Annotated in this window: 20 protein-coding genes; 16 read left to right on the top strand and 4 right to left on the bottom strand. The window is 73.4% G+C overall.

Annotated features, from left to right (window positions below):
* Positions 1 to 75 precede the first annotated feature (75 nt).
* Together uvrB and ABD067_RS00580 are read left to right on the top strand one after the other, a co-directional pair.
* Entirely contained in the window at positions 76 to 2,280 is a 2,205-nt protein-coding gene (gene uvrB, locus ABD067_RS00575; RefSeq protein ID WP_343893180.1) for an excinuclease ABC subunit UvrB, read from the top strand.
* 201 nt (positions 2,281 to 2,481) lie between these two features.
* On the top strand, positions 2,482 to 4,041 hold the full coding sequence (locus ABD067_RS00580) for a hypothetical protein (protein ID WP_343893181.1): 1,560 nt from the start codon (positions 2,482 to 2,484) through the stop codon (positions 4,039 to 4,041).
* 22 nt (positions 4,042 to 4,063) lie between these two features.
* Here ABD067_RS00580 and ABD067_RS00585 read toward each other — a convergent pair whose 3' ends face one another.
* A complete protein-coding gene (locus tag ABD067_RS00585) occupies positions 4,064 to 4,921 on the bottom strand; it encodes an FkbM family methyltransferase (protein ID WP_343893182.1) in 858 nt (285 codons plus the stop codon).
* 144 nt (positions 4,922 to 5,065) lie between these two features.
* On the opposite strand from ABD067_RS00585, the gene ABD067_RS00590 reads away from it, so the two are divergent.
* The 10 genes from ABD067_RS00590 (at position 5,066) to ABD067_RS00635 (ending at position 13,309) form a co-directional block, all read left to right on the top strand.
* The gene (locus ABD067_RS00590) at positions 5,066 to 5,878 is read left to right on the top strand and encodes an SDR family oxidoreductase (protein ID WP_343893183.1); all 813 of its coding nucleotides are present in this window, start codon (positions 5,066 to 5,068) and stop codon (positions 5,876 to 5,878) included.
* Between the two features lie 2 nt (positions 5,879 to 5,880).
* Positions 5,881 to 6,267, top strand: coding sequence for a dihydroneopterin aldolase (gene folB, locus ABD067_RS00595; protein ID WP_343893184.1), 387 nt, complete (start codon positions 5,881 to 5,883; stop codon positions 6,265 to 6,267).
* A 284-nt stretch (positions 6,268 to 6,551) separates the two neighbouring features.
* The gene (uvrC, locus tag ABD067_RS00600) at positions 6,552 to 8,549 is read left to right on the top strand and encodes an excinuclease ABC subunit UvrC (RefSeq protein ID WP_343893185.1); all 1,998 of its coding nucleotides are present in this window, start codon (positions 6,552 to 6,554) and stop codon (positions 8,547 to 8,549) included.
* 77 nt (positions 8,550 to 8,626) lie between these two features.
* Complete coding sequence (pgsA, locus tag ABD067_RS00605) at positions 8,627 to 9,259, top strand: CDP-diacylglycerol--glycerol-3-phosphate 3-phosphatidyltransferase (protein WP_343893186.1); 633 nt, start codon at positions 8,627 to 8,629, stop codon at positions 9,257 to 9,259.
* A gap of 66 nt (positions 9,260 to 9,325) precedes the next feature.
* On the top strand, positions 9,326 to 10,036 hold the full coding sequence (locus tag ABD067_RS00610) for a hypothetical protein (RefSeq protein ID WP_343893187.1): 711 nt from the start codon (positions 9,326 to 9,328) through the stop codon (positions 10,034 to 10,036).
* Between the two features lie 7 nt (positions 10,037 to 10,043).
* Entirely contained in the window at positions 10,044 to 10,295 is a 252-nt protein-coding gene (gene moaD / locus ABD067_RS00615; protein ID WP_343893188.1) for a molybdopterin converting factor subunit 1, read from the top strand.
* Entirely contained in the window at positions 10,292 to 10,786 is a 495-nt protein-coding gene (locus tag ABD067_RS00620) for a molybdenum cofactor biosynthesis protein MoaE (protein ID WP_343893189.1), read from the top strand. Before moaD ends, ABD067_RS00620 begins: the two co-directional genes overlap by 4 nt.
* Positions 10,783 to 11,172, top strand: a complete 390-nt coding sequence (locus tag ABD067_RS00625) for a VOC family protein (RefSeq protein WP_343893190.1) — start codon at positions 10,783 to 10,785, stop codon at positions 11,170 to 11,172. Before ABD067_RS00620 ends, ABD067_RS00625 begins: the two co-directional genes overlap by 4 nt.
* Complete coding sequence (locus tag ABD067_RS00630; protein ID WP_343893191.1) at positions 11,172 to 12,554, top strand: hypothetical protein; 1,383 nt, start codon at positions 11,172 to 11,174, stop codon at positions 12,552 to 12,554. The genes ABD067_RS00625 and ABD067_RS00630 overlap by 1 nt, the downstream gene beginning before the upstream one ends.
* Positions 12,551 to 13,309, top strand: a complete 759-nt coding sequence (locus ABD067_RS00635; protein WP_343893192.1) for a sulfite exporter TauE/SafE family protein — start codon at positions 12,551 to 12,553, stop codon at positions 13,307 to 13,309. The genes ABD067_RS00630 and ABD067_RS00635 overlap by 4 nt, the downstream gene beginning before the upstream one ends.
* 183 nt (positions 13,310 to 13,492) lie before the next feature.
* Here ABD067_RS00635 and ABD067_RS00640 read toward each other — a convergent pair whose 3' ends face one another.
* Together ABD067_RS00640 and ABD067_RS00645 are read right to left on the bottom strand one after the other, a co-directional pair.
* Entirely contained in the window at positions 13,493 to 13,690 is a 198-nt protein-coding gene (locus ABD067_RS00640; protein WP_343893193.1) for a hypothetical protein, read from the bottom strand.
* A gap of 103 nt (positions 13,691 to 13,793) precedes the next feature.
* Entirely contained in the window at positions 13,794 to 14,696 is a 903-nt protein-coding gene (locus ABD067_RS00645; protein ID WP_343893194.1) for a branched-chain amino acid aminotransferase, read from the bottom strand.
* A 143-nt stretch (positions 14,697 to 14,839) separates the two neighbouring features.
* Between ABD067_RS00645 and ABD067_RS00650 the strand changes: the two genes are divergently transcribed.
* From ABD067_RS00650 to ABD067_RS00660, 3 genes are read left to right on the top strand one after another with little or no spacing between them, the layout of a single operon-like run.
* Complete coding sequence (locus tag ABD067_RS00650) at positions 14,840 to 15,460, top strand: MarR family winged helix-turn-helix transcriptional regulator (protein ID WP_343893195.1); 621 nt, start codon at positions 14,840 to 14,842, stop codon at positions 15,458 to 15,460.
* A gap of 20 nt (positions 15,461 to 15,480) precedes the next feature.
* Positions 15,481 to 16,233, top strand: a complete 753-nt coding sequence (locus ABD067_RS00655) for a response regulator (protein ID WP_343893196.1) — start codon at positions 15,481 to 15,483, stop codon at positions 16,231 to 16,233.
* A complete protein-coding gene (locus ABD067_RS00660; RefSeq protein WP_343893197.1) occupies positions 16,233 to 17,627 on the top strand; it encodes an ATP-binding protein in 1,395 nt (464 codons plus the stop codon). The genes ABD067_RS00655 and ABD067_RS00660 overlap by 1 nt, the downstream gene beginning before the upstream one ends.
* On the opposite strand, the gene ABD067_RS00665 is transcribed toward ABD067_RS00660, so the two are convergent.
* Complete coding sequence (locus ABD067_RS00665) at positions 17,611 to 18,066, bottom strand: RidA family protein (RefSeq protein WP_343893198.1); 456 nt, start codon at positions 18,064 to 18,066, stop codon at positions 17,611 to 17,613. The genes ABD067_RS00660 and ABD067_RS00665 overlap by 17 nt on opposite strands.
* Before the next feature lie 59 nt (positions 18,067 to 18,125).
* Here ABD067_RS00665 and ABD067_RS00670 point away from each other — a divergent pair, with 59 nt between their 5' ends.
* Entirely contained in the window at positions 18,126 to 18,626 is a 501-nt protein-coding gene (locus tag ABD067_RS00670) for a cupin domain-containing protein (protein WP_343893199.1), read from the top strand.

The following is an 18,626-nucleotide window of genomic DNA, read 5'->3' on the forward strand; positions in this document are numbered from 1 at the left end:
CGGCCGCCACACCGGCGCCGGGCCGACCCCGCCAACTCGACTGGCGGGGTTCCGGCTCCCATATGGGGGAGCGCGATGAACCAGATAACGCCCGTCCAGTTCTTCCCGCCCCGGCGGCCGTCGCCGCCGCCGGCGCGGAGCCTCCAGGTGGTTTCCCCCTTCGAACCGAACGGTGACCAGCCGACGGCCATCCGCGACCTCGTGGCCGGCTTGCAAGGCGGGGAGCGGGACCAAGTGCTGCTCGGCGTCACCGGCTCGGGCAAGACCTTCACCATGGCCAAGGTGATCGAGGCGTTGCAGCGCCCGACGCTCGTGCTCGCCCCGAACAAGACCCTGGCGGCGCAGCTCTACGGCGAGATGAAGGCGTTCTTCCCGGAGAACGCGGTGGAGTACTTCGTTTCCTACTACGACTACTACCAGCCGGAGGCCTACGTCCCGCGCACGGACACCTACATAGAAAAAGACGCGCAGATCAACGAGCAAATCGACCGGATGCGCCACTCCGCCACGCAGGCGCTGCTGGAGCGGGGCGACGTCATCATCGTGGCGTCGGTGTCGTGCATCTACGGCATCGGCTCGGTGGACACCTATTCGCGCATGGTGGTCCGGCTGGAGCGCGGCGGGCGGATCGAGCGCGACACGCTGGTGCGCGGCCTGGTCGAGCAGCAGTACCGGCGCAACGACAGCTTCTTCGCGCGCGGCACCTTCCGCATCCGCGGCGAGACGGTGGACATCTGGCCGGCGCACCTGGAGGACCGGGCTTGGCGCGTGAGCCTGTTCGGCGACGAGGTGGACGGCATCCGCGAGTTCGACCCGCTGACCGGCGAGGTCACGCAGGAGCTGGAGCGCGTCTCCGTTTACGCGAACAGCCACTACGTCACGCCGCGGCCGACGCTCCAGCAGGCGATCAAGAGCATCAAGGCGGAGTTGCAGGAGCGGCTCAAGGAGCTGGAGGCGGAAGGCAGGCTGCTGGAGGCGCAGCGGCTCGGGCAGCGCACGCAATTCGACATCGAGATGCTGGAGACCACCGGCTCCTGCAAGGGCATCGAGAACTACAGCCGCTACCTCACCGGCCGGAAGCCCGGCGAGCCGCCGCCGACGCTGTTCGAGTACCTGCCGGAGAACGCGCTGCTGGTGGTGGACGAGAGCCACGTCACCGTGCCGCAGATCGGCGGCATGTACCGCGGCGACTACGCGCGGAAGACGGTGCTGAACGAGCACGGCTTCCGCCTGCCCTCCTGCACCGACAACCGGCCGCTGAAGTTCGAGGAGTGGGAGGCGTACCGGCCGAACACCGTCTTCGTCAGCGCCACGCCCGGACCGTGGGAGCTGGAGCGCACCGGCGGCACCTTCGCCGAGCAGGTGATCCGCCCGACCGGGCTGATCGACCCGGTCACGGAGGTCCGGCCCGTGGAGGGCCAGGTGGACGACCTGCTGGCCGAGTGCCGCGAGGCGATCCAGCGCGGCGGGCGTGTGCTGGTGACCACGCTCACCAAGCGCATGGCCGAGGACCTGACGGAGTACATGACCGAGGCGGGCATCAAGGTCCGCTACCTGCACTCCGACGTGGACACCCTGGAGCGCATCGAGATCATCCGCGACCTGCGCCGCGGCGCGTTCGACGTGCTGGTGGGCATCAACCTGCTGCGCGAGGGGCTCGACATCCCCGAATGCGTGCTGGTGGCGATCCTGGACGCGGACAAGGAGGGCTTCCTGCGCTCCTTCACCTCGCTGGTGCAGACCATCGGCCGCGCCGCGCGCAACGCCGAGGGACGCGTGCTGCTCTACGCCGACCGCATGACGGACAGCCTGCGCCGCGCCATCGAGGAGACGGAGCGGCGCCGCGCCAAGCAGCAGGCGTGGAACGCCGAGCACGGCATCACGCCGCAGACCATCAAGCGCCAGATCGCCGACGTGCTCCAGAGCGTCTACGAGCAGGACTACGTCACGGTGGAGGCGGTGGAGGGCGACTCGGCCGCCGAGTTCGTCGGCAAGGATCTGCGCGCCTCCATCGCCGAGTTGGAGAAGCGGATGCGCGCCGCGGCGGCCGACCTGGAGTTCGAGGAGGCGGCGCGGCTGCGCGACGAGATCAAGCGGCTGGAGGCGATGGACCTCGGGCTGGCGCCGAACCTCGCCGGGCGGTCGTTGCAGGCGGAGGCGCCCCGGCAGGTCGGGGCCAGGCCGAAGGGCGATTGGAAGCCGAAGCCGCTCGGCCCCGGGGGCGGCGGCTACGAGCCGGAGAAGCGGCGGCGCGCCGGCGGCGGCGGGCGGAAGCGCTAGCGCGCGATCGCCCCGGGCGGAGGAACGCGGGGCGCGGATCGCCGGGCCCACAACGGCCGGGCCTTTTCCTGCGGCGCCGGTTGAGCGCGTCCCGGAGTCGTGGCACCTCCTCCGCCCCGCCGCCGAACCGGTCCCGCGTCCTGGCCTTCCCGCCCGGACCGCGCGCCGCGTGCGCGCTCCGGGCATGGGAGGGCACCGGCTATGGACCTGAAGGTCACCTACATGACGCTGCCGGGCCGATCGAGCGGGCGGCGGCAGAATGTCGGCGACCGCATCATCCATCTGGGCGTGCGCAACATCATGCTGTGCGCCCTCGGGCCGCACGAGGCGCGGGAGGTCAACCTGGCCTCCAAGGATCCCGTGCCCGACGACACCGACGTGCTGGTCGTCTGCGGCACGCCGCAGATAGCGAAGATGCAGCCCGTCGTGGCCCCGGTCCGCCGCGCCGCTGAGGCGGCGGACGCGCCCGTGCCCGTGCGCCTCAACCTCGGCGCCGGCGCCGTCTACGTGGACGACTTCGGCGCGGACCGCGCCGGCCGCGACGCCGCCTTCGCCCAGTCGGTGCGGGAGGCGCCCGTGGCGGCGACCTATGCCCGGTACGCCGGCTTCCACCTCTGCACCACCCGCGACCTGGCCGCCACCGCGGCGCTGCGCGGCGTCGGCGTGCCGGCGCTGCCCCTGCCCTGCCCCGGCTTCTTCTCGGCCTTGTTCCAGCCCAGGCCGCTGCTGCGGCACGCGCGCCCCCTGGTGTCGGTGCTGAACGGCGGGGTCGGCATGTGGAACAGCGTCGCCGGCGACGTGCACGGCTTCTACGAGCGCCTCCGCGAAGCGCGCCCGGACGCCCTCTTCGTCGCGCACGACGAGGAGGATTGCGAGATGCTGGCCGACCTCGGCATCCCGCACGTCGCCTTCGAGGACGCCGACGAGCTGGTGGCGGCGCTCGCAGCGCACGAGCGGCTGCTGTCCGTGCGGGTGCACAGCGCCTTGCCCGCCTGGGCGCTCGGCCTGGACGTGACGCTGCTCGGCCTCGACCGCCGGGCGCTGATCGGCGAGGATTTCGGGGCCTCCTTCCGGGTGCTGCCCCTGCGGAAGGAGGACGACCTCCGCAAGGGCTTGGCCGCGGTGGGCGGCGGCGCGCGCCCCGCGCAGGACGACGCCACCCGCGCCGCTTGGCTGGCGCGCCACCTCGACCTGTACGTCGGCGCGGTGCGCTCCGCCGTGGAGGCCGTGCTCGGCCCGCTGCCGCCGCGCGCGGACCCGGCCCGGCCGCCGGCGCCCGAACCCGCCATGCTCGCCGAGGCGGGCCTGTACCGGGCGCGCCTGTTCCACAGCACCGAACGCGAGTTCGGCGTCGGTGCCGACCGGCTCCGCAGCCACTACCGCGCCGAGCACCATGGCGACGAGATGGCCTTCGTCACGGACGGCGAGCAGCGCACGCTGGTTTACGGGCCTTACGTCACGATCCCGCGGGGCCGCTGGTCGGTGGAGTTGGAGATCTCCGCCGATCCGCCGCCGGGGACGCAGGAGCCGCCCCCCGGCCTGATGCTCAGCGTGACCAAGGGGATGCCCCCGGCGGTGCTGGCGCAGAACGGCATCGAGCCGGCGCCGGCGGGGGCGAGCTGGCCCTGGGCCTTCCCGATCACCTTCCGCAACCCGCGGGACACCGGGATGCTGGAAACCGTCGTTCGCAGCCCCGGCGGGCCGCTCGCCCCGGGTTGGCGCTTCCGGGTCGGCGGGCTGCGCTTCCGCCGCTTGGATTGAGGCGCGGCGGCTGGCGCCCGGTTCAGGCGGGATTGGCTTTGGAGAGGTACAGCATCGTCTCCTCGCCGCGCGCCAGCAGGCCGCCCGGCGAGCAGGGCGCCGTGCGCCCGTCGAAGTTGACCTCGCGCAGCGGGAAGAGGGCCGCCATTTCGGCCAGCATGCGGCGGGGGTCTTCGCAGCGGCGCGGGTTGAACTCCATCAGGATCTTGATGCCCGGGCTGCGCGCGATCAGGCGCTGCATGCCGCGCCACACCGCCTCCTCCGCACCCTCGACGTCGATCTTCAGGAAGTCCGCCCGGCCGGGGACAGCCTCGTCCAGCGTCACCATCAGCACCTCGTGCAGGGCGAAGCGCCCCCGGTCGAGGTCGGGCGGGATGTCGAGGTCGGGGCTCACCAGGTGCGCGTTCTTGGGGTCGCGCAGGGGCACCATCAGCCGCGCCGTGTCGCCGTTCCGGTCGCACACCGCCTCCGCCCGCGCTTCGGCGACGTGCCAGAAGCCGTTCAGCGCGATGTTCCGCTCCAGCAGTTCGGCCAGGCGGGGGTTGGGCTCGAAGGCGTGGACCTTGCCGCGCGGCCCCACCAGGTCGGCCAGCAGCAGGGTGTAGTAGCCGTGGTTGGCGCCGAGATCGAGCGCCACCTCCCCGGGCCGGACGTTGCGCCACACGAACTCGGTGATCCAGTACTCCCAGTACCCTTCGAACATGAGGTGCGGCACGAAGCCGGTGTCGCGCAGGTCCACGTACATCTTGTATTGGCCGAGCACGCGGCAGAGCGCAGTGGTCGGGTCCACGGGCACGACCATGCAGCGGGCGCGCATGGCGCCCTCGGCCGCGACGCGGTTGCCCAGCGCGCGGAGCTGGGCGGTGGTGACGAGGTCCAATCGGGAAGGCTCCATGACGGGGCAGGCGGCGGCCTTTGCGCGGCGACGCGCCTCGCGGCGCCGGCGCAAGCCTAGGGCAAGGGGCCGCGGGCCGGAACCGGCGCGGCGCTTGCCGCCGGGGGCGCGGCCGCCTACAGGGCCGCAATGCTGACGCCCGCCGCGCCGCTCGCGGACGCCATCCCGGCCTCGATTCCACGCGCGGCGCTCGTCACCGGCGGCGCGAAGCGCCTCGGGCGCGCCATCTGCCTCGCGCTGGCGGGGGCGGGCTTCGACGTCGCGGTGCATTGCGGCTCCAGCGCCGCCGAAGCGGAAGACACGGCGGCAGCGGCGCGCGCGCTCGGCCGCCGCGCCGCCGTGGTGCGCGCCGACCTGTCGCAAGAGGCCGAGGTGGCGGCGTTGCTGCCGGGCGCCGTGGCGGCGCTGGGCGGGCGGTCGATCGGCGTGCTGGTCAACAACGCCAGCGTCTTCGAGCGCGACGAATGGGACGACGCCACGCGCGGGAGCTGGGACCGGCACATGGAGCCGAACCTGCGCGCCCCCTTCGCGCTGACCCAGGCCTTCGCGCGGGCGCTGCCCGTCGATGCGGAGGGCGTCGTCGTCAACATGCTGGACCAGCGGGTGTGGTCGCCGACGCCGCACTTCATGTCCTACACCTTGTCCAAGGCGGGGTTGTGGTCGCTGACCCAGCAGTTCGCCCTGGCGCTGGCCCCGCGCATCCGGGTGAACGGCGTCGGCCCCGGCCCCGCCCTGCCGAGCCCGCGGCAGAGCGCCGAGCAGTTCGCGCGGCAGTGCGCCTCGGTCCCGCTCGGCCGCGGCACCGGCCCGGAGGAGGTGGCGCGCGCGGTGCTGTGCATCCTCGCCCTGCCGGCGATGACGGGCCAGATGATCGCGCTCGACGGCGGGCAGCACCTGCAATGGTCCCCCGCCTCGGGCGCGTCGGGCGCCCTGCCGGAATGACCATGACGCCCGATGCCGCCGCCGGCCTCCGCGTCGTGTTCGTGCGCGGGCTGGAGTTGAGGGCGCTGCTCGGCGTCCACCCGCATGAAAAGGCGGCGCCGCAGCGCGTGGTGGTGGGGGTCGAATTGGCGGTGCGCGACGAGGCCGCGCCTTCCGGGGCGGGCGAGGACGACCTGCAGCGGACGGTGGATTACGGCTCGGTGGTGGCCGCGGCCCGGTCCATAGTGGCCGAGGGCCACACGCTGCTCGTAGAAACCCTGGCCGAAAAGATCGCCCTGGCGGCCCTGGCGGACCGGCGGGTGGTGCGGGCGCGGGTCTCGGTCGAGAAGCCCGACGCCTTTCCGGAAGCGGCCGCGGTCGGCGTCACCGTCGAGCGCGTACGCGACTGAGGCGGTTCCGTTACACGACTTGTCCACCGTTGTCACAAATCGGTGAACACGCGTTCGGGTGCTAGCCAGGAAGTTTGAAAATGGTCCGCCAACATTAGCGCGATCCCGTACGGCTTTGAAATCGTATCGCTTGCCCCGCTGCCTCTTTTGCGGGCAAGGCGACAGGGCGCTTACAGCCGCACGACACCCGCCCCGGTCACCGCCATCCATCCACAGAGTTTTCCACAGGATCGGTGGAGAACCCCGCCTTGCGGTGCATTCCGGCGCACCCCTAATCGCACGGCATGACCGACGCCGAGATGGATGCCCCCGGTCCGCCGCCGATGCAGGGCCTCCAGGTCATCGAAACGGCGCTGGCCACCCTGCCCTTGTCGCCGGGCGTGTACCGGATGCTCGACGCCAAGGGCGACGCCCTCTACGTCGGCAAGGCGCGGGCGCTGAAGCGGCGCGTCGCGGCCTACACCCAGCTTTCGCGGCTGCCGGAGCGGCTCCGGCGCATGGTCCACGAAACGCGGCAGTTCGAGGTCATCACCACCGGCAGCGAAGCCGAGGCGCTGCTGCTGGAGGCGAACCTCATCAAGCGGTTGCGGCCGCGCTACAACATCGTCCTCCGCGACGACAAGTCGTATCCTTGGCTGGTGCTGACGGAAGACCACCCCTACCCGCAGATCACCAAGCACCGGGGCGAGCGGCGCAAAGGCGCGAGCTATTGGGGGCCGTTCGCCTCCACGTGGGCGGTGAACCAGACGCTCACCGCCTTGCAGCGGGTGTTCCTGCTGCGCTCCTGCCGGGACACGGTGTTCGACAGCCGCGACCGCCCTTGCCTGCTTTACCAGATCCGCCGCTGCTCCGGCCCATGCGTGGAGCGGATCGGCAAGGAGGATTACGCCGACCTGGTGCGGCAGGCGAAGCAATTCCTTTCGGGCGAGACGCCCTCCATCCAGAAGAACCTCGCCCGCGAGATGGAAGAGGCGGCCGAGCGCCTGGAGTTCGAGCGCGCCGCCGCGCTGCGCGATCGAATCCGCGGCCTGACCCACGTGCAGGGCCGAGACCGCATCAACATGGAAGGGATCGGCGACGCCGACGTGGTGGCGCTGCACCAGCTCGCCGGGCAGACCTGCGTGCAGGTGTTCTTCTTCCGCGGCGGCCGCAACAACGGCAACCGGCCGTTCTTCCTGAGCCACACCAAGGATCAGGACACGCCCGAACAGGTTTTGGGCGCCTTCCTGGCCCAGCTCTACGACGATCTGCCGCCGCCCCCCCTCGTCCTCACCAGCCACGAACCGCCGGATTGCGGCCTGCTGGCCGAGGCGCTGACGATCAAGGCCGGGCGGCGCGTGCAGATCCACCGACCGCAGCGGGGCGACAAGCGCGCCGCGGTGCAGCACGCGGCGACCAACGCCCGCGAGGCGCTGGAACGCCGCATGGCGGAGGGCACGGCGCAGGAGGCGCTGCTCCAGGGCGTCGCGCGCTTGTTCGACCTGCCGGCGGCGCCGGAGCGGATCGAGGTCTACGACAACAGCCACATCCAAGGCGCCAACGCCTACGGCGTGATGGTGGCGGCCGGGCCGTCGGGCTTCCTGAAGAACGCCTACCGCAAGTTCTCCATCCGCGGCGACATCAAGCCGGGGGACGACTTCGCCATGATGCGCGAGGTGTTCGAGCGCCGTTTCGGCCGCGCGCTGAAAGAGGACCCCGAGCGCGAGAGCGGCTCCTGGCCCGACCTGGTGCTGATCGACGGCGGCGTCGGCCAACTCAACGCGGCGCGGGAGGTGCTGTCCGAGATCGGCGTCCACGACGTGCCGCTGGTCGCCGTCGCCAAGGGGCCGGACCGGGACGCCGGACGGGAATGGTTCCACCAGAACGGCCGGGCGCCGTTCCAGCTCCCGCCGCGCGACCCCGTGCTCTATTACTTGCAGCGGCTGCGCGACGAGGCGCACCGGTTCGCCATCACCACCCACCGCGCCGGCCGCTCCAAGGCGCTCACCCGGAGCGAGTTGGACGACATCCCCGGCGTCGGCACCGCCCTCAAGCGGCGGCTGCTGAACCATTTCGGCTCCGCGCGCGGCGTGCGCAACGCGTCCTTCGAGGACCTGGAGAACGCGCCCGGCGTCGGCCCCGCCGTCGCACGCCGCGTTTACGGGCACTTCCACCCCGACGCCGGCCCTCACGACACCCTGCGCGGCGCGGCGGCGCTGACAAGCCCGGCGGCGCCGAAGTCCGTCCGCGACATCGTCCCCACCGCAGCGGGGACGGCGGGCGGAGAGGCGCCGGAGACCTGACCGCGGCGCAAAAAGTTGGTGCGGAGCGGGCCGAAATCGGGTCCAAGGGAGCCGGGAGCGCCGATCGCCATCCAGACATGCCCACCGACCTGCCCAATCTCCTGACCCTTTCGCGCATCGCCGCCATCCCGTTGCTGGTGGCGTTGGTCGCCTTGCGGCACCCGTGGGGCGACGTTTTCGCGTGCGTCGTGTTCTCGGCCGCCGCGATCACCGATTATTTCGATGGCAAGATCGCCCGCGAGCGGCGCACGGTGAGCGGCTTCGGCCGGATGCTCGACCCAATCGCGGACAAGCTGCTGGTCGGCGCGGCGCTTATGCTGCTGGCGGGCATGGGGCGCTTGTCGGACGCCGCGCTCTACCCCGCCATCGTGGTGCTGCTGCGCGAGATCCTGGTGTCCGGCCTCCGAGAGTACTTGGCTGGCATCCGCGTCGGCCTGCCTGTGACCAGGCTCGCCAAGTGGAAGACCGGGCTCCAGATGGGCGCGCTCGGCACCCTGCTGGCCGGCGACACGGCGGCGATGGCCCTGCACCTCTCGTTCCTCCCCGTGTCCCTGATCGGCGAAGCGATGCTCTGGGCGGCGGCCGCGCTCACCCTCGTAACCGGCTGGGATTACCTGACAGCCGGGCTGCGCCACGCCGCCGAGCACGACGCCGCGGCGCGCGAGCCACCGCCGCCGGCCAAGCGCGACCCGGAACCGCTCCGCCCTTGAGGCGGCGGCGGCAACGGCCCATCCTCAGGGTTGAAGCCCGACCTGACCGGGCGGCAGGAGTTGATCATGCGGCGGAAACTCGGACAGGGGACGGCGCTCCTGGTCTCCGTGGCGGCCTTAGGCGGTTGCAGTTGGGTCAACCCGGCCCTCACCAGCGAAGCCGACGCCGGGTTCGGCGCGCCCTTTCTACTGCCGTGGAGCGACACCCGGACGGTCGCGCTGGCGGACAGCTACACCGTCCGGCGCATCCGCGGCGCCGAGGGCCTGCCGGTCGACGAGCGCCTCCAGGTGGACCCCGGCAACGTGTGGCCGGCGGAGGAAGCGCCGCGCGCGACCCTGGCCAATCCCGACGCCGCCCTCCGCGGCGTCCCGCCCTGGCGCCCCGGCGAAGGGAGGAGCCCCCGGGACCTGCCGATCGACGAGCGCCCCGGCGGCCCGTTGGTCCAGCCGCGCGCCGATGCGGCGCCGGCGGATCGCGGGCCGCCGCCCCGCCGCCGCGGCGCGTCCTCGCCGCCACCGCCGCTCCTGGAACAGCCGGAGCCGGACCGGGTGCAGGTGCTGCCGGTCCCGCCAGGCGCCTACTCGCCCCCGCCGCGCCGTTCGGACGGCCAAGTGGTGCTCACGCCGGGCGGCCCCGTCGTGACGGGCGGCGGCACCGACCGCATCCAGAGCTTCACAACGCCCGGCGGCGGCGGCGGGGTGATCCACCGCGACGGCAACACCACCACCGTCGTCCCCTCCGGCGGCCTGCCGCAGACCTTCCCGACGCCGAGGTAGCGCCGCCGTGCAGGTGCTCTACTTCGCTTGGGTGCGGCAGAAGGTCGGCGTCGCGGAAGAGCGGGTTTCCCCCCCGCCGGAGGTGGCGGACGTCGCCGGGCTGGTGCGCTGGCTGTCCGGGCGCAGCGCCGGCCACGCCGCGGCGTTCGAGAACGCCGGCGCCATCCGGGCGGCGGTGAACCAGGAGTTCGCCGCGCCCGACCGGCGCCTTTCGCCCGGCGACGAGGTGGCGTTCTTCCCGCCGGTGACGGGCGGATGACCGGCGCCGTCCCCGCCACGCCCCGCGTCCGGGTGCAGGAAGCGCCATTCGACCTCGCCGCGGAGAGCACGGCGCTGACCGCCGGGCGCGAGAATGTCGGCGGGGTCGCCTCCTTTGTCGGGCTGTGCCGCGCCGACGACGGCTTGGCGGCGCTGGCGCTGGAGCACTACCCGGGCATGACGGAGCGGGCGATCGCCGGGATCGCCGCCGAGGCCTGTTCGCGCTGGCCGCTTTCGGGCTGCACCGTGATCCATCGCGTCGGGCGCTTGCGGCCCGGCGAGCCCATCGTGCTGGTGCTCACCGCGTCGGCGCATCGGGGGGCGGCGCTGGAGAGCTGCGCCTTCCTGATCGATTGGCTCAAGACCGGCGCCCCCTTCTGGAAACGCGAGGAGTTCGCGGACGGACGGGAGCGCTGGGTGGAGGCCAAGGCGGACGACGACCGGGCCGCCGCGCGCTGGGCCCGCGCGACCGGGGAGGCGCCCGCCGCTTGAGCCACGGCCTCGACCTCGGCCCCATCGCGCGCGTGGAACTGGCCTGCCGGGATCTGGGCCGGCAGCGCGACTTCTACGCCCGCATCCTCGGCCTCCCCGCCGAGCGCGGCAACGAGGCGCGGTTCCGCATCGGCCAGCTTGAACTGGTGCTCCGCCCGCGCGGCGACGCGCTGTTCCCGCGGTCGGAGGAGTCCCGGCCGGCGCCGGAGGTGGGCGCGCTGCTCGCCTTCCCCGTGCCGCCGGACGAGTTGGACCGGTGGCACCGGCGGATGCTCACCGCCCGCGTCGCCGTGCTCGACGCGCCCGGCCCGGCCGGCGCCGCGCCGCGGGTGCTGCGCGTGCCCGACTCCGAGGGCAACGTCATCGAGCTGTTCGCGCAGCCCTGATGGGGCACCGAACCGCGCGGGCCGTCGCCGCCATCCTGGGAGGCGGGGCGATGCTGCTCTGGCCGGCTTGGCTCAACGGCTATCCTCTCGTCTTCGTCGATACCGCTTCCTTTCTGCACCAAACCGCCGCGTTTCCGCCGGTGTGGGACAAGCCGTTCGTCTACGGGCCACTGCTGCACGCCTTCCACTGGCGGTCCTCCTTGTGGCCCGCGGCGGCGGCGCAAACGGTCCTGCTGTCCTGGTTGCTGTGGCTCGCCGGGCGGATGCTGGCGGGACCGGGCGGCGGCGGGGCGCGCGCGCACCTGCTGCTGGTGGCGGCGCTCTGCGCCTTCACCGCCGCGCCCTGGTTCGCGGCGCTGCTGATGCCGGACGCGCTGGCGCCCGCGTTGGTGCTGGCCGTGGCGGTGCTGGGCTGGGGCGAACCGCGTCCGCTCGAACGGGCGGCGCTGGTGTCGGTCGCGGTGCTGGCGGCCGCGGCGCACCTGGCGCACCTGCCGCTCTTGGGCGCACTGCTGCTGGTGCTCGCCGGGTTCCGCCGGTGGCGGGGGCTGCGCGACGGCGCGGCGGCGCTCGCGGCGGCGACCCTGCTGGTGGTGGCCACCAACGCGGCGTTCCAGGGCCGGGCCGCGGTGTCGCCTTACGGCGCCGTGTTCGCCTTGGCGCGGTTGGTGGCCGACGGGCCGGCGGCGCGCACGATAGAAGCGCGCTGCCCGGACGCAGGCTGGCACATGTGCCGTTGGGCGGGGCGGTTGCCGACCGATTCGGACGAATTCCTGTGGTCGCCGGACGGGCCGGCCTGGGCGCCGCGGCTGGACGGGGCACGGCCCGGCGGGCCGATCAGCCTCGCCCCGGAGGCGGGCGCCATCCTGCGGGAAACCCTGGCGCGCGAACCTTGGGGCGTGCTGCGCGCGGCCGCCGGGAACACGCTCCGGCAGCTGCTCGCCGTGCGGGTCGGCGACACGTTGGTGCCGGACCACCTCGCGGTGTCGGTCGCGGAGGAGCTCGCGCGGGCGTTCCCGGCGGTGGAGGGCGCGCGCTTCGCCGCTTCGCTCCAGTTCCGCGGCGCGTTGCCGGCGGCCGCGTCGCCGTTCCTGTGGCTGCACCCGTTCGCGTTGCTGGCCGGGGCCGTCGCGCTGCCCTTCGCGGTGTGGCGGGCGTGGGCCGGGGGCGACGTGCGGCTGCTCGGCTTCCTGGCCTGCGTCGCCGCGGGCGTGCTGGCCAACGCGGCGGTGCTGGGCGCGCTCAGCGGGCCGCACGACCGCTACGGCGCGCGCGTCGCTTGGCTGCTGCCGCTGGCCGGGCTGCTGGCGTGGCAGCGGCTGCGGCGGCCGAGCGCCGGGGTCGGGCCGGCGGCTGTGCCCGCCGGGACCGCCGCGCCGTGATCCCAGCGGCCTTCGACCTTGCGGACGCCTTGCTGGTGTCCGCGATCTTCGCGCTCGGCGGGCTGGTGAAGGGCGTGGCGGGGTTCGGCTTGCCCACGGTCGGCCTCGGCCTGCTCGCGTTGAGCCGGCCCTTGCCGGAGGCGATGGCGCTGATGCTGCTGCCAACGGTCGCCACCAACGTCTGGCAGGCGTTGGCCGGCGGCGCCTTGCGGGCGGCGCTCCGCCGGCTGCGCTGGTTCCTGCTGGCGGCGGCGGCCGGGACGCTGGTGGCCGCGGGCAACATCTCCAAGGCGGACGCGGAGGTGCTGAGCGCGCTGCTCGGGGCCTTGCTGGTGGTGTCCTCGTCGTCGGCGCTGCTCGGGCCGCGCTGGCCGGTGCCTTCGCCCAGGCGCGAGCTCTGGCTATCGCCGGTGATGGGCGGAATCTCCGGCGCGCTGGCCGGGCTCACCGGCAGCTTCATCACCCCGGCCGCGCCCTGGCTCGCGGCGCTGCGCCTGCCCCCGGACGTGTTCGTGCAGGGATTCGGCCTCGGCGCGGTGGTGGCGACGGCCTGCCTCGCCGTGGCCTTGGCCGGGCAGGGCCTGTTGCCGCCGGGGCTCGGCCTCGCCTCCGTGGCAGTGGTGGCGCCGACTTTCCTCGGCATGGCGACCGGGCGGGGGCTGCGGCGGCGCTTGCCGGAAACGCGGTTCCGGCAGGTGGTGCAGTGCTGCCTGCTGGCGCTCGGCGCCTACCTCGTGGCGCGGAACCTGGGCTGAGCGGCGAGCCGTCCCCAGTCGCCGCGCCGTGCAGTTCCCCGCATGACGACACCGAAGCCCGCGTGGTCGCGGTGCCAAGCGCGCCCTAAGGGCCGCTTGTTCGCAGCGCATCGGCGCCCGGTGGACGGCGCTTCGCTCCTGAGAAGGACCACGGTCCCGGGGCGGACCGAGCGCCGACGGACCTCAGCCCTGGGCGCCCCTTTGGCGGGCCTTCGCCCTGCGGACATGCTTGCGCCAGCCCTTGGATTTCCGGGGCCGCTCGTCCGCCTTCCCTCCCGTGTCCGGGGAGGGGATGCGTTCCAGCGCACGGCGGGCGAGGCGGGCGGCCGCAGCCACGGGCTTGTTGATGACAGCACCCACCAGATCGGAAATGGCCGCCATGCCCGGATCGCCCTCGCTTGCGGCGCGAGCTCGAAAGCGCCGCGCCGCCGGAACGCGCCGCGCCTCCGGGCGGTTGCACGCGCTCGCGCGCGGCGGGATGCCGTCAGGCGCCGCGCTTGGCGACCTCCTCCGGCGACAGGCGGACCAGCGCCTCGTAGTCGCGCATCAGGGTCTCGGTGACCTTGCCCGGCGTGAAGGAGTGGCCGGCGATCTCGCGCACCGGCGTAACCTCCGCGGCGGTGCCGGCCAGGAACACCTCGCTCGCGTCCTTCATCTCGGCCTCGGCGATCGTGCGCTCCACCACCTTGATCTGGTGCTGCTTGGCCAGCCCCATGACCGTGCGGCGGGTGATGCCGTCGAGGAAGTTCACCGGCGTCGGGGTGTGCAGCTCGCCGCCCATGTTGAAGAAGATGTTGGCGCCGGTGGACTCGGCCACGTCGCCTTTCCAATCGAGCATCAAAGCGTCGTCGTAGCCCCCGTCCATGGCCGCGTGCTTGGACATGGTGCCGATCATGTAGAGTCCGGTCGCCTTGCTGGCGGTGGGCGCCGTGGAGGGGTGAGGCCGACGCCAGGGCGCCATGCACAGGCGCACGCCCTTCATCCGCTGCTCCACGCCGAAGTAGGCGCCCCACTCCCACACGGCGATCGCCAGGTGGACGGAGGTGAGCTGCGCCGCGACGCCGATCTCCTCCGAGCCGCGCCAGGCGATCGGGCGCACGTAGGCGTCCGTCAACCCATTGCGCCGCACCGTCTCGACGCAGGCGGCATCGATCTCCTCGGCGGCCCAAGGGATCTCGAAGCCGAGGATGCGGCCGGAGTTGAGGAGGCGCTCCGTGTGCTCGCGGAGCTTGAAGATGTTGCCCGAGTAGCACCGCTCGCCCTCGAACACCGCCGAGGCGTAGTGCAGGCCGTGGCTCAGGACGTGCAGCTTGGCTTCCCGCCAGGGGACGAACTCGCCGTCCCACCAGATCCAGCCGTCGCGGTCGTCGAAGGGCACCAGGGCCATGGGGCGTGACCTCCCGGTCGAGAGTGGCGAGTCCAAATTGTGGTCCGGAACCAGACGCGGCTAATTCGGCCGCCCGCGGACGCCGCACGCTAGAAGCGGAGCCGCGGATGTGTCAATGATGCTGACCGATCCAGGGACCGACCATGGCAGCCGTGCCGGACCGTATGGACCCGAGGCCCGCGTCCGCCGAACCGGCGGCGGGCGACGCGCGGGCGGGGGCGTCCGGCGCCGCTGCGGGGCGCTCCCTCCTGTTCCTCCGCGAGGAAGAGCTGCGGCTGGCGCAGGACCTGCTGTTCTTCGGCTACCGCGACTTCACCGCCGGCGCCGACGCCATCCTGGCCGAACTCGGCCTTGGCCGGGCGCACCACCGCGTGCTGCACTTCGTCGGGCGGAGCCCCGGCATCTCGGTGGGCGACCTGCTCGGCATCCTCGGCGTCACCAAACAATCCCTGGGCCGGGTGCTGACGCCCTTGGTCGAGGGGGGGCTCGTGCAGGCGTCGGAGGGGCGCAACGACCGGCGGCAGCGCCTGCTGTCCCTCACCCCCAAGGGAGTGGCGCTGGAGCGGATGCTGTTCGAACGCCAGCGCGAGCGGGTTGTGCACGCCTACCGCGAAGCCGGGCCGGCCGCGGTGGATGGCTTCCGCCGCGTGATGCGCGGGCTGATGGGACCGGACGCGCGGGCGCAAGTGGACCGGCTGGAAAGGGCGTCGTCCGCCGGCCAGGCCGCCAGCGGCCCGGCGGTCGGCGGCCGCGCGGCCGGCTGAAGGCAGGGTCGGAGGCGGGCATGGAGGCATCGCGACCACCACCGTCATCGCCGCCGCACACCCCGCCGCCGGCGGGCGACGCCGCCCACCTCCTGGTGGTGGACGACGACGCGCGGCTGCGCGCCCTGCTGCAACGCTTCCTGGCCGAGCAGGGCTTCCGCGTGTCCGCCGCCGCCGACGCCGCCGCGGCGCGGGCCGCGCTGGCCGCCATGTCCTTCGACCTCTTGGTGCTCGACGTGATGATGCCGGGCGAGAGCGGGCTGGAACTGGCGGAGGCGCTGCGCCGCGAGGGCCAGGAGGTGCCGATCCTGATGCTGACCGCCCGCGGCGCGCCGGACGACCGCGTCGCCGGCTTCGAGCACGGCGCCGACGACTACCTGCCCAAGCCCTTCGACCCGCGCGAGCTGGCGCTGCGCATCCGCACCATCCTCCGCCGCGCCGCGCCGCCCGCGCCGGCGGCGTTGCTGGCGCAGGCGCCGGTGCAGCTCGGCGCCCGCTGGTTCGACGCAGAGCGATCGGAACTGCGCGGGCCGGAGGGCACGGTGCGGCTCACCGGCGGCGAGGCAGCGCTGCTGGCGGCGCTGGCGCGGCGCCCAGGCGACGTGCTCAGCCGGGAGGAGATCGCGGCCGCGCTCGGGATGCCGGAAGCGGGCGAGCGCGCCATAGACGTCCAAGTGACGCGGCTCCGGCGCAAGATCGAGCCGGACCCGCGGGAGCCGCGCTTCCTCCACACCGTCCGCCACCGCGGCTACGTGCTGCGGCCGGGGTCTTGATGAGCGCCGCGGCTTCCGCCCCCGGCAAGACGGTCTCGCGCGCGGCGCGCTCCGTGGTGCCGCGCGGACTGCTCGGCCGCTCCATCCTCATCATCCTAGCGCCGATCCTGGTGCTGCAGGTGGTGGCCCTGTTGCTCTTCTACGGCGGGCACCTCGACGTGATCTCCCGCCGGCTGGCGGGCGGCGTGGCCGGCGACGTCGCCATGGTGGCGGAGCTGCTCCGGCGGGAGCCGCCGGAGAACCGCGGCTGGATCTTCCGCGAGGCGTCGTGGCGGCTGGACCTCAATCTCGCTTTCGAGGAGGGGGCACGCATCCAAGGCGGCCCGCGCCCCGCGAGCCTGCCCCTGCTGCCGCTGGAGGAGGACCTGGACCGGGCGTTGGCCGAGCGCGTCCGAGCGCCCTTCGACACCGACTGGCAGACGGACCCGCGCTCCGTCATCGTCCGGGTGCAATTGCCCGATGGCGTGCTGCACGTGGAAGCGCCGCGCAAGCGGCTGTTCACGGCGACGCTGTACCTGTTCGTGATCTGGCTGGTGGGCTCGGCGCTGCTGCTTTCGGCGGTGGCGGTGCTGTTCATGAAGAACCAGGTGCGCGCCGTTCGGCGGCTGGCCGACGCGGCCGAGGCCTTCGGCCTGGGCCGCGACATCGGGGCGATAAAGCCGGAGGGCGCCACGGAGGCGCGGCAAGCCGCCGCCGCCTTCAACCTGATGCGCGAGCGCATCCGCCGCTTCGTTTCTCAGCGGACGGACATGCTGGCCGGCATCAGCCACGACCTCCGCACCCCGCTCACCCGGATGCGTTTGGGGTTGGACATGCTGCCGCGCCACCCGGACACGGAGGAGGACGTCGCGGCGCTGGTCCAGGACGTGGAGGAGATGGAGCGGATGGTCGCCGCCTACCTCGCCTTCGCGCGCGGCGAGGGCACGGAGCAGGCGCGCCCAGCCGATCTGGTGGAACTGGTGCAGGACGCGGCCGCCAACGCCCGCCGCGCCGGGGCCGTGGTGGAGGTGCGCGCGCCGGACGGGCCGTTGGTGATGCCGCTCCGCCCGGACGCGGTGCGGCGGTGCCTCGGCAACCTGCTGGACAACGCCCGGCGGCACGCGCGGCTGATCACGGTCGCCGTCGACGCGGTGCCGCGGGCGGCGATGGCGGGCGGCCCGGGCGGCAACGGCGAAGGGGCGTACTGGGCGCAGGTGACGGTGGACGACGACGGGCCGGGCATCCCGGCAGCGGAGCGCGAGGACGCGTTCCGACCCTTCCAGAGCGGTGCCCCGGGCGGCACCGGCCTCGGCCTCGCCATCGCGCGCGACATCGTCCGGGCGCACGGCGGCGACATCATGCTGGAGCAGAGCCCGCTGGGGGGGCTCCGCGCGCGGCTCAGGCTGCCGGTGTAGCGGCCGGGGGCTGCGGCACGTAGCCGATCGCCTCCACCTCCAGCGCGCAGTCCATGGGCGTGCGGCCGGCCTGCATCCGGGTGCGCGTCGGCAGTGCCTCGGCGGAGGAGAAGTAGCCGCGGTAGATGCGGTCGAACGCCTCCTGCTGCCGCTGGTCCTTCAGCCAGACGATCACCTTGAGCAGGCAGTCCATGTTGGAGCCGGCCGCCTCCACCAGCGCCTTGAGGTGGTCCATGACGATGCGGACCTGCCGCTCGAAGGGCAGGTCCGGGAAAGGCGGCGGCGGTTCGCCGCGGGCGCGGGCGGCGCGGAGTTGCGCGCAGTAGTCCTCCTCGAAAGGCGGCAGGCCGGACACGTAGAGCATGTCGCCGTGCCGGACGCAGAGGTTGAACGGCCCGCCCGTTTCCGGAACCCCGGCCTTAATGATCCGCTTCTCCACGGCGCGTCCCTCCCCTTCGGTGCCGGAGCGATGCTAGACCGGCCGCGGAGGAGCGCACGATGCACCCGCCCGAACGCCGCCGCCCGATCGCCGTCCGCGCCGCCGAAGCGTCGGAGCGCGCCCGCCCGAGCCGATACCCGGCGGACCTCGTCGCCAAGATCGGCGCGCGGGAGAAGCGCCCGCTCGACGACCTGTTCGGCCTGGAGAACTTCGGCGTGAACCTGACGCGGCTCCCGCCCGGCGCCGCTTCCTCGCTCCGCCACGCCCACGCCCTGCAGGACGAGTTCGTCTTCGTGCTGGAAGGCCATCCGGTGCTGGTGACGGACGCCGGCGAGACGCCGCTCGCCCCTGGCATGTGCGCCGGCTTCCCGGCCGGCACCGGCGACGCGCACCACCTCGTCAACCGCGGCCAGGGCGACGCCGTGTACCTCGAAATCGGGGACCGCACGCCGGGGGACTCCGTCGCCTACCCGGAGGACGACCTGAAGGTGGAGCCGGGGCCTGACGGGCGGGCGCGCTACCTGCGCAAGAACGGCACCCCTATTTTGGAGAACCCCTGA

This window comes from Craurococcus roseus (assembly GCF_039523795.1).
Lineage (GTDB): Bacteria > Pseudomonadota > Alphaproteobacteria > Acetobacterales > Acetobacteraceae > Craurococcus > Craurococcus roseus.

What these genes read in the sequence shown, in the direction of transcription:
- ABD067_RS00660 (WP_343893197.1), top strand. Translation starts at nt 16,233, where the DNA reads ATGAGCGCCGCGGCTTCCGCCCCCGGCAAGACGGTCTCGCGCGCGGCG.
- ABD067_RS00645 (WP_343893194.1), bottom strand. Translation starts at nt 14,696, where the DNA reads ATGGCCCTGGTGCCCTTCGACGACCGCGACGGCTGGATCTGGTGGGAC.
- ABD067_RS00620 (WP_343893189.1), top strand. Translation starts at nt 10,292, where the DNA reads ATGACCGGCGCCGTCCCCGCCACGCCCCGCGTCCGGGTGCAGGAAGCG.
- uvrB (WP_343893180.1), top strand. Translation starts at nt 76, where the DNA reads ATGAACCAGATAACGCCCGTCCAGTTCTTCCCGCCCCGGCGGCCGTCG.
- pgsA (WP_343893186.1), top strand. Translation starts at nt 8,627, where the DNA reads ATGCCCACCGACCTGCCCAATCTCCTGACCCTTTCGCGCATCGCCGCC.
- ABD067_RS00580 (WP_343893181.1), top strand. Translation starts at nt 2,482, where the DNA reads ATGGACCTGAAGGTCACCTACATGACGCTGCCGGGCCGATCGAGCGGG.
- uvrC (WP_343893185.1), top strand. Translation starts at nt 6,552, where the DNA reads ATGACCGACGCCGAGATGGATGCCCCCGGTCCGCCGCCGATGCAGGGC.
- ABD067_RS00610 (WP_343893187.1), top strand. Translation starts at nt 9,326, where the DNA reads ATGCGGCGGAAACTCGGACAGGGGACGGCGCTCCTGGTCTCCGTGGCG.
- folB (WP_343893184.1), top strand. Translation starts at nt 5,881, where the DNA reads ATGACGCCCGATGCCGCCGCCGGCCTCCGCGTCGTGTTCGTGCGCGGG.
- ABD067_RS00590 (WP_343893183.1), top strand. Translation starts at nt 5,066, where the DNA reads ATGCTGACGCCCGCCGCGCCGCTCGCGGACGCCATCCCGGCCTCGATT.
- ABD067_RS00630 (WP_343893191.1), top strand. Translation starts at nt 11,172, where the DNA reads ATGGGGCACCGAACCGCGCGGGCCGTCGCCGCCATCCTGGGAGGCGGG.
- ABD067_RS00670 (WP_343893199.1), top strand. Translation starts at nt 18,126, where the DNA reads ATGCACCCGCCCGAACGCCGCCGCCCGATCGCCGTCCGCGCCGCCGAA.
- ABD067_RS00640 (WP_343893193.1), bottom strand. Translation starts at nt 13,690, where the DNA reads ATGGCGGCCATTTCCGATCTGGTGGGTGCTGTCATCAACAAGCCCGTG.
- ABD067_RS00655 (WP_343893196.1), top strand. Translation starts at nt 15,481, where the DNA reads ATGGAGGCATCGCGACCACCACCGTCATCGCCGCCGCACACCCCGCCG.
- ABD067_RS00650 (WP_343893195.1), top strand. Translation starts at nt 14,840, where the DNA reads ATGGCAGCCGTGCCGGACCGTATGGACCCGAGGCCCGCGTCCGCCGAA.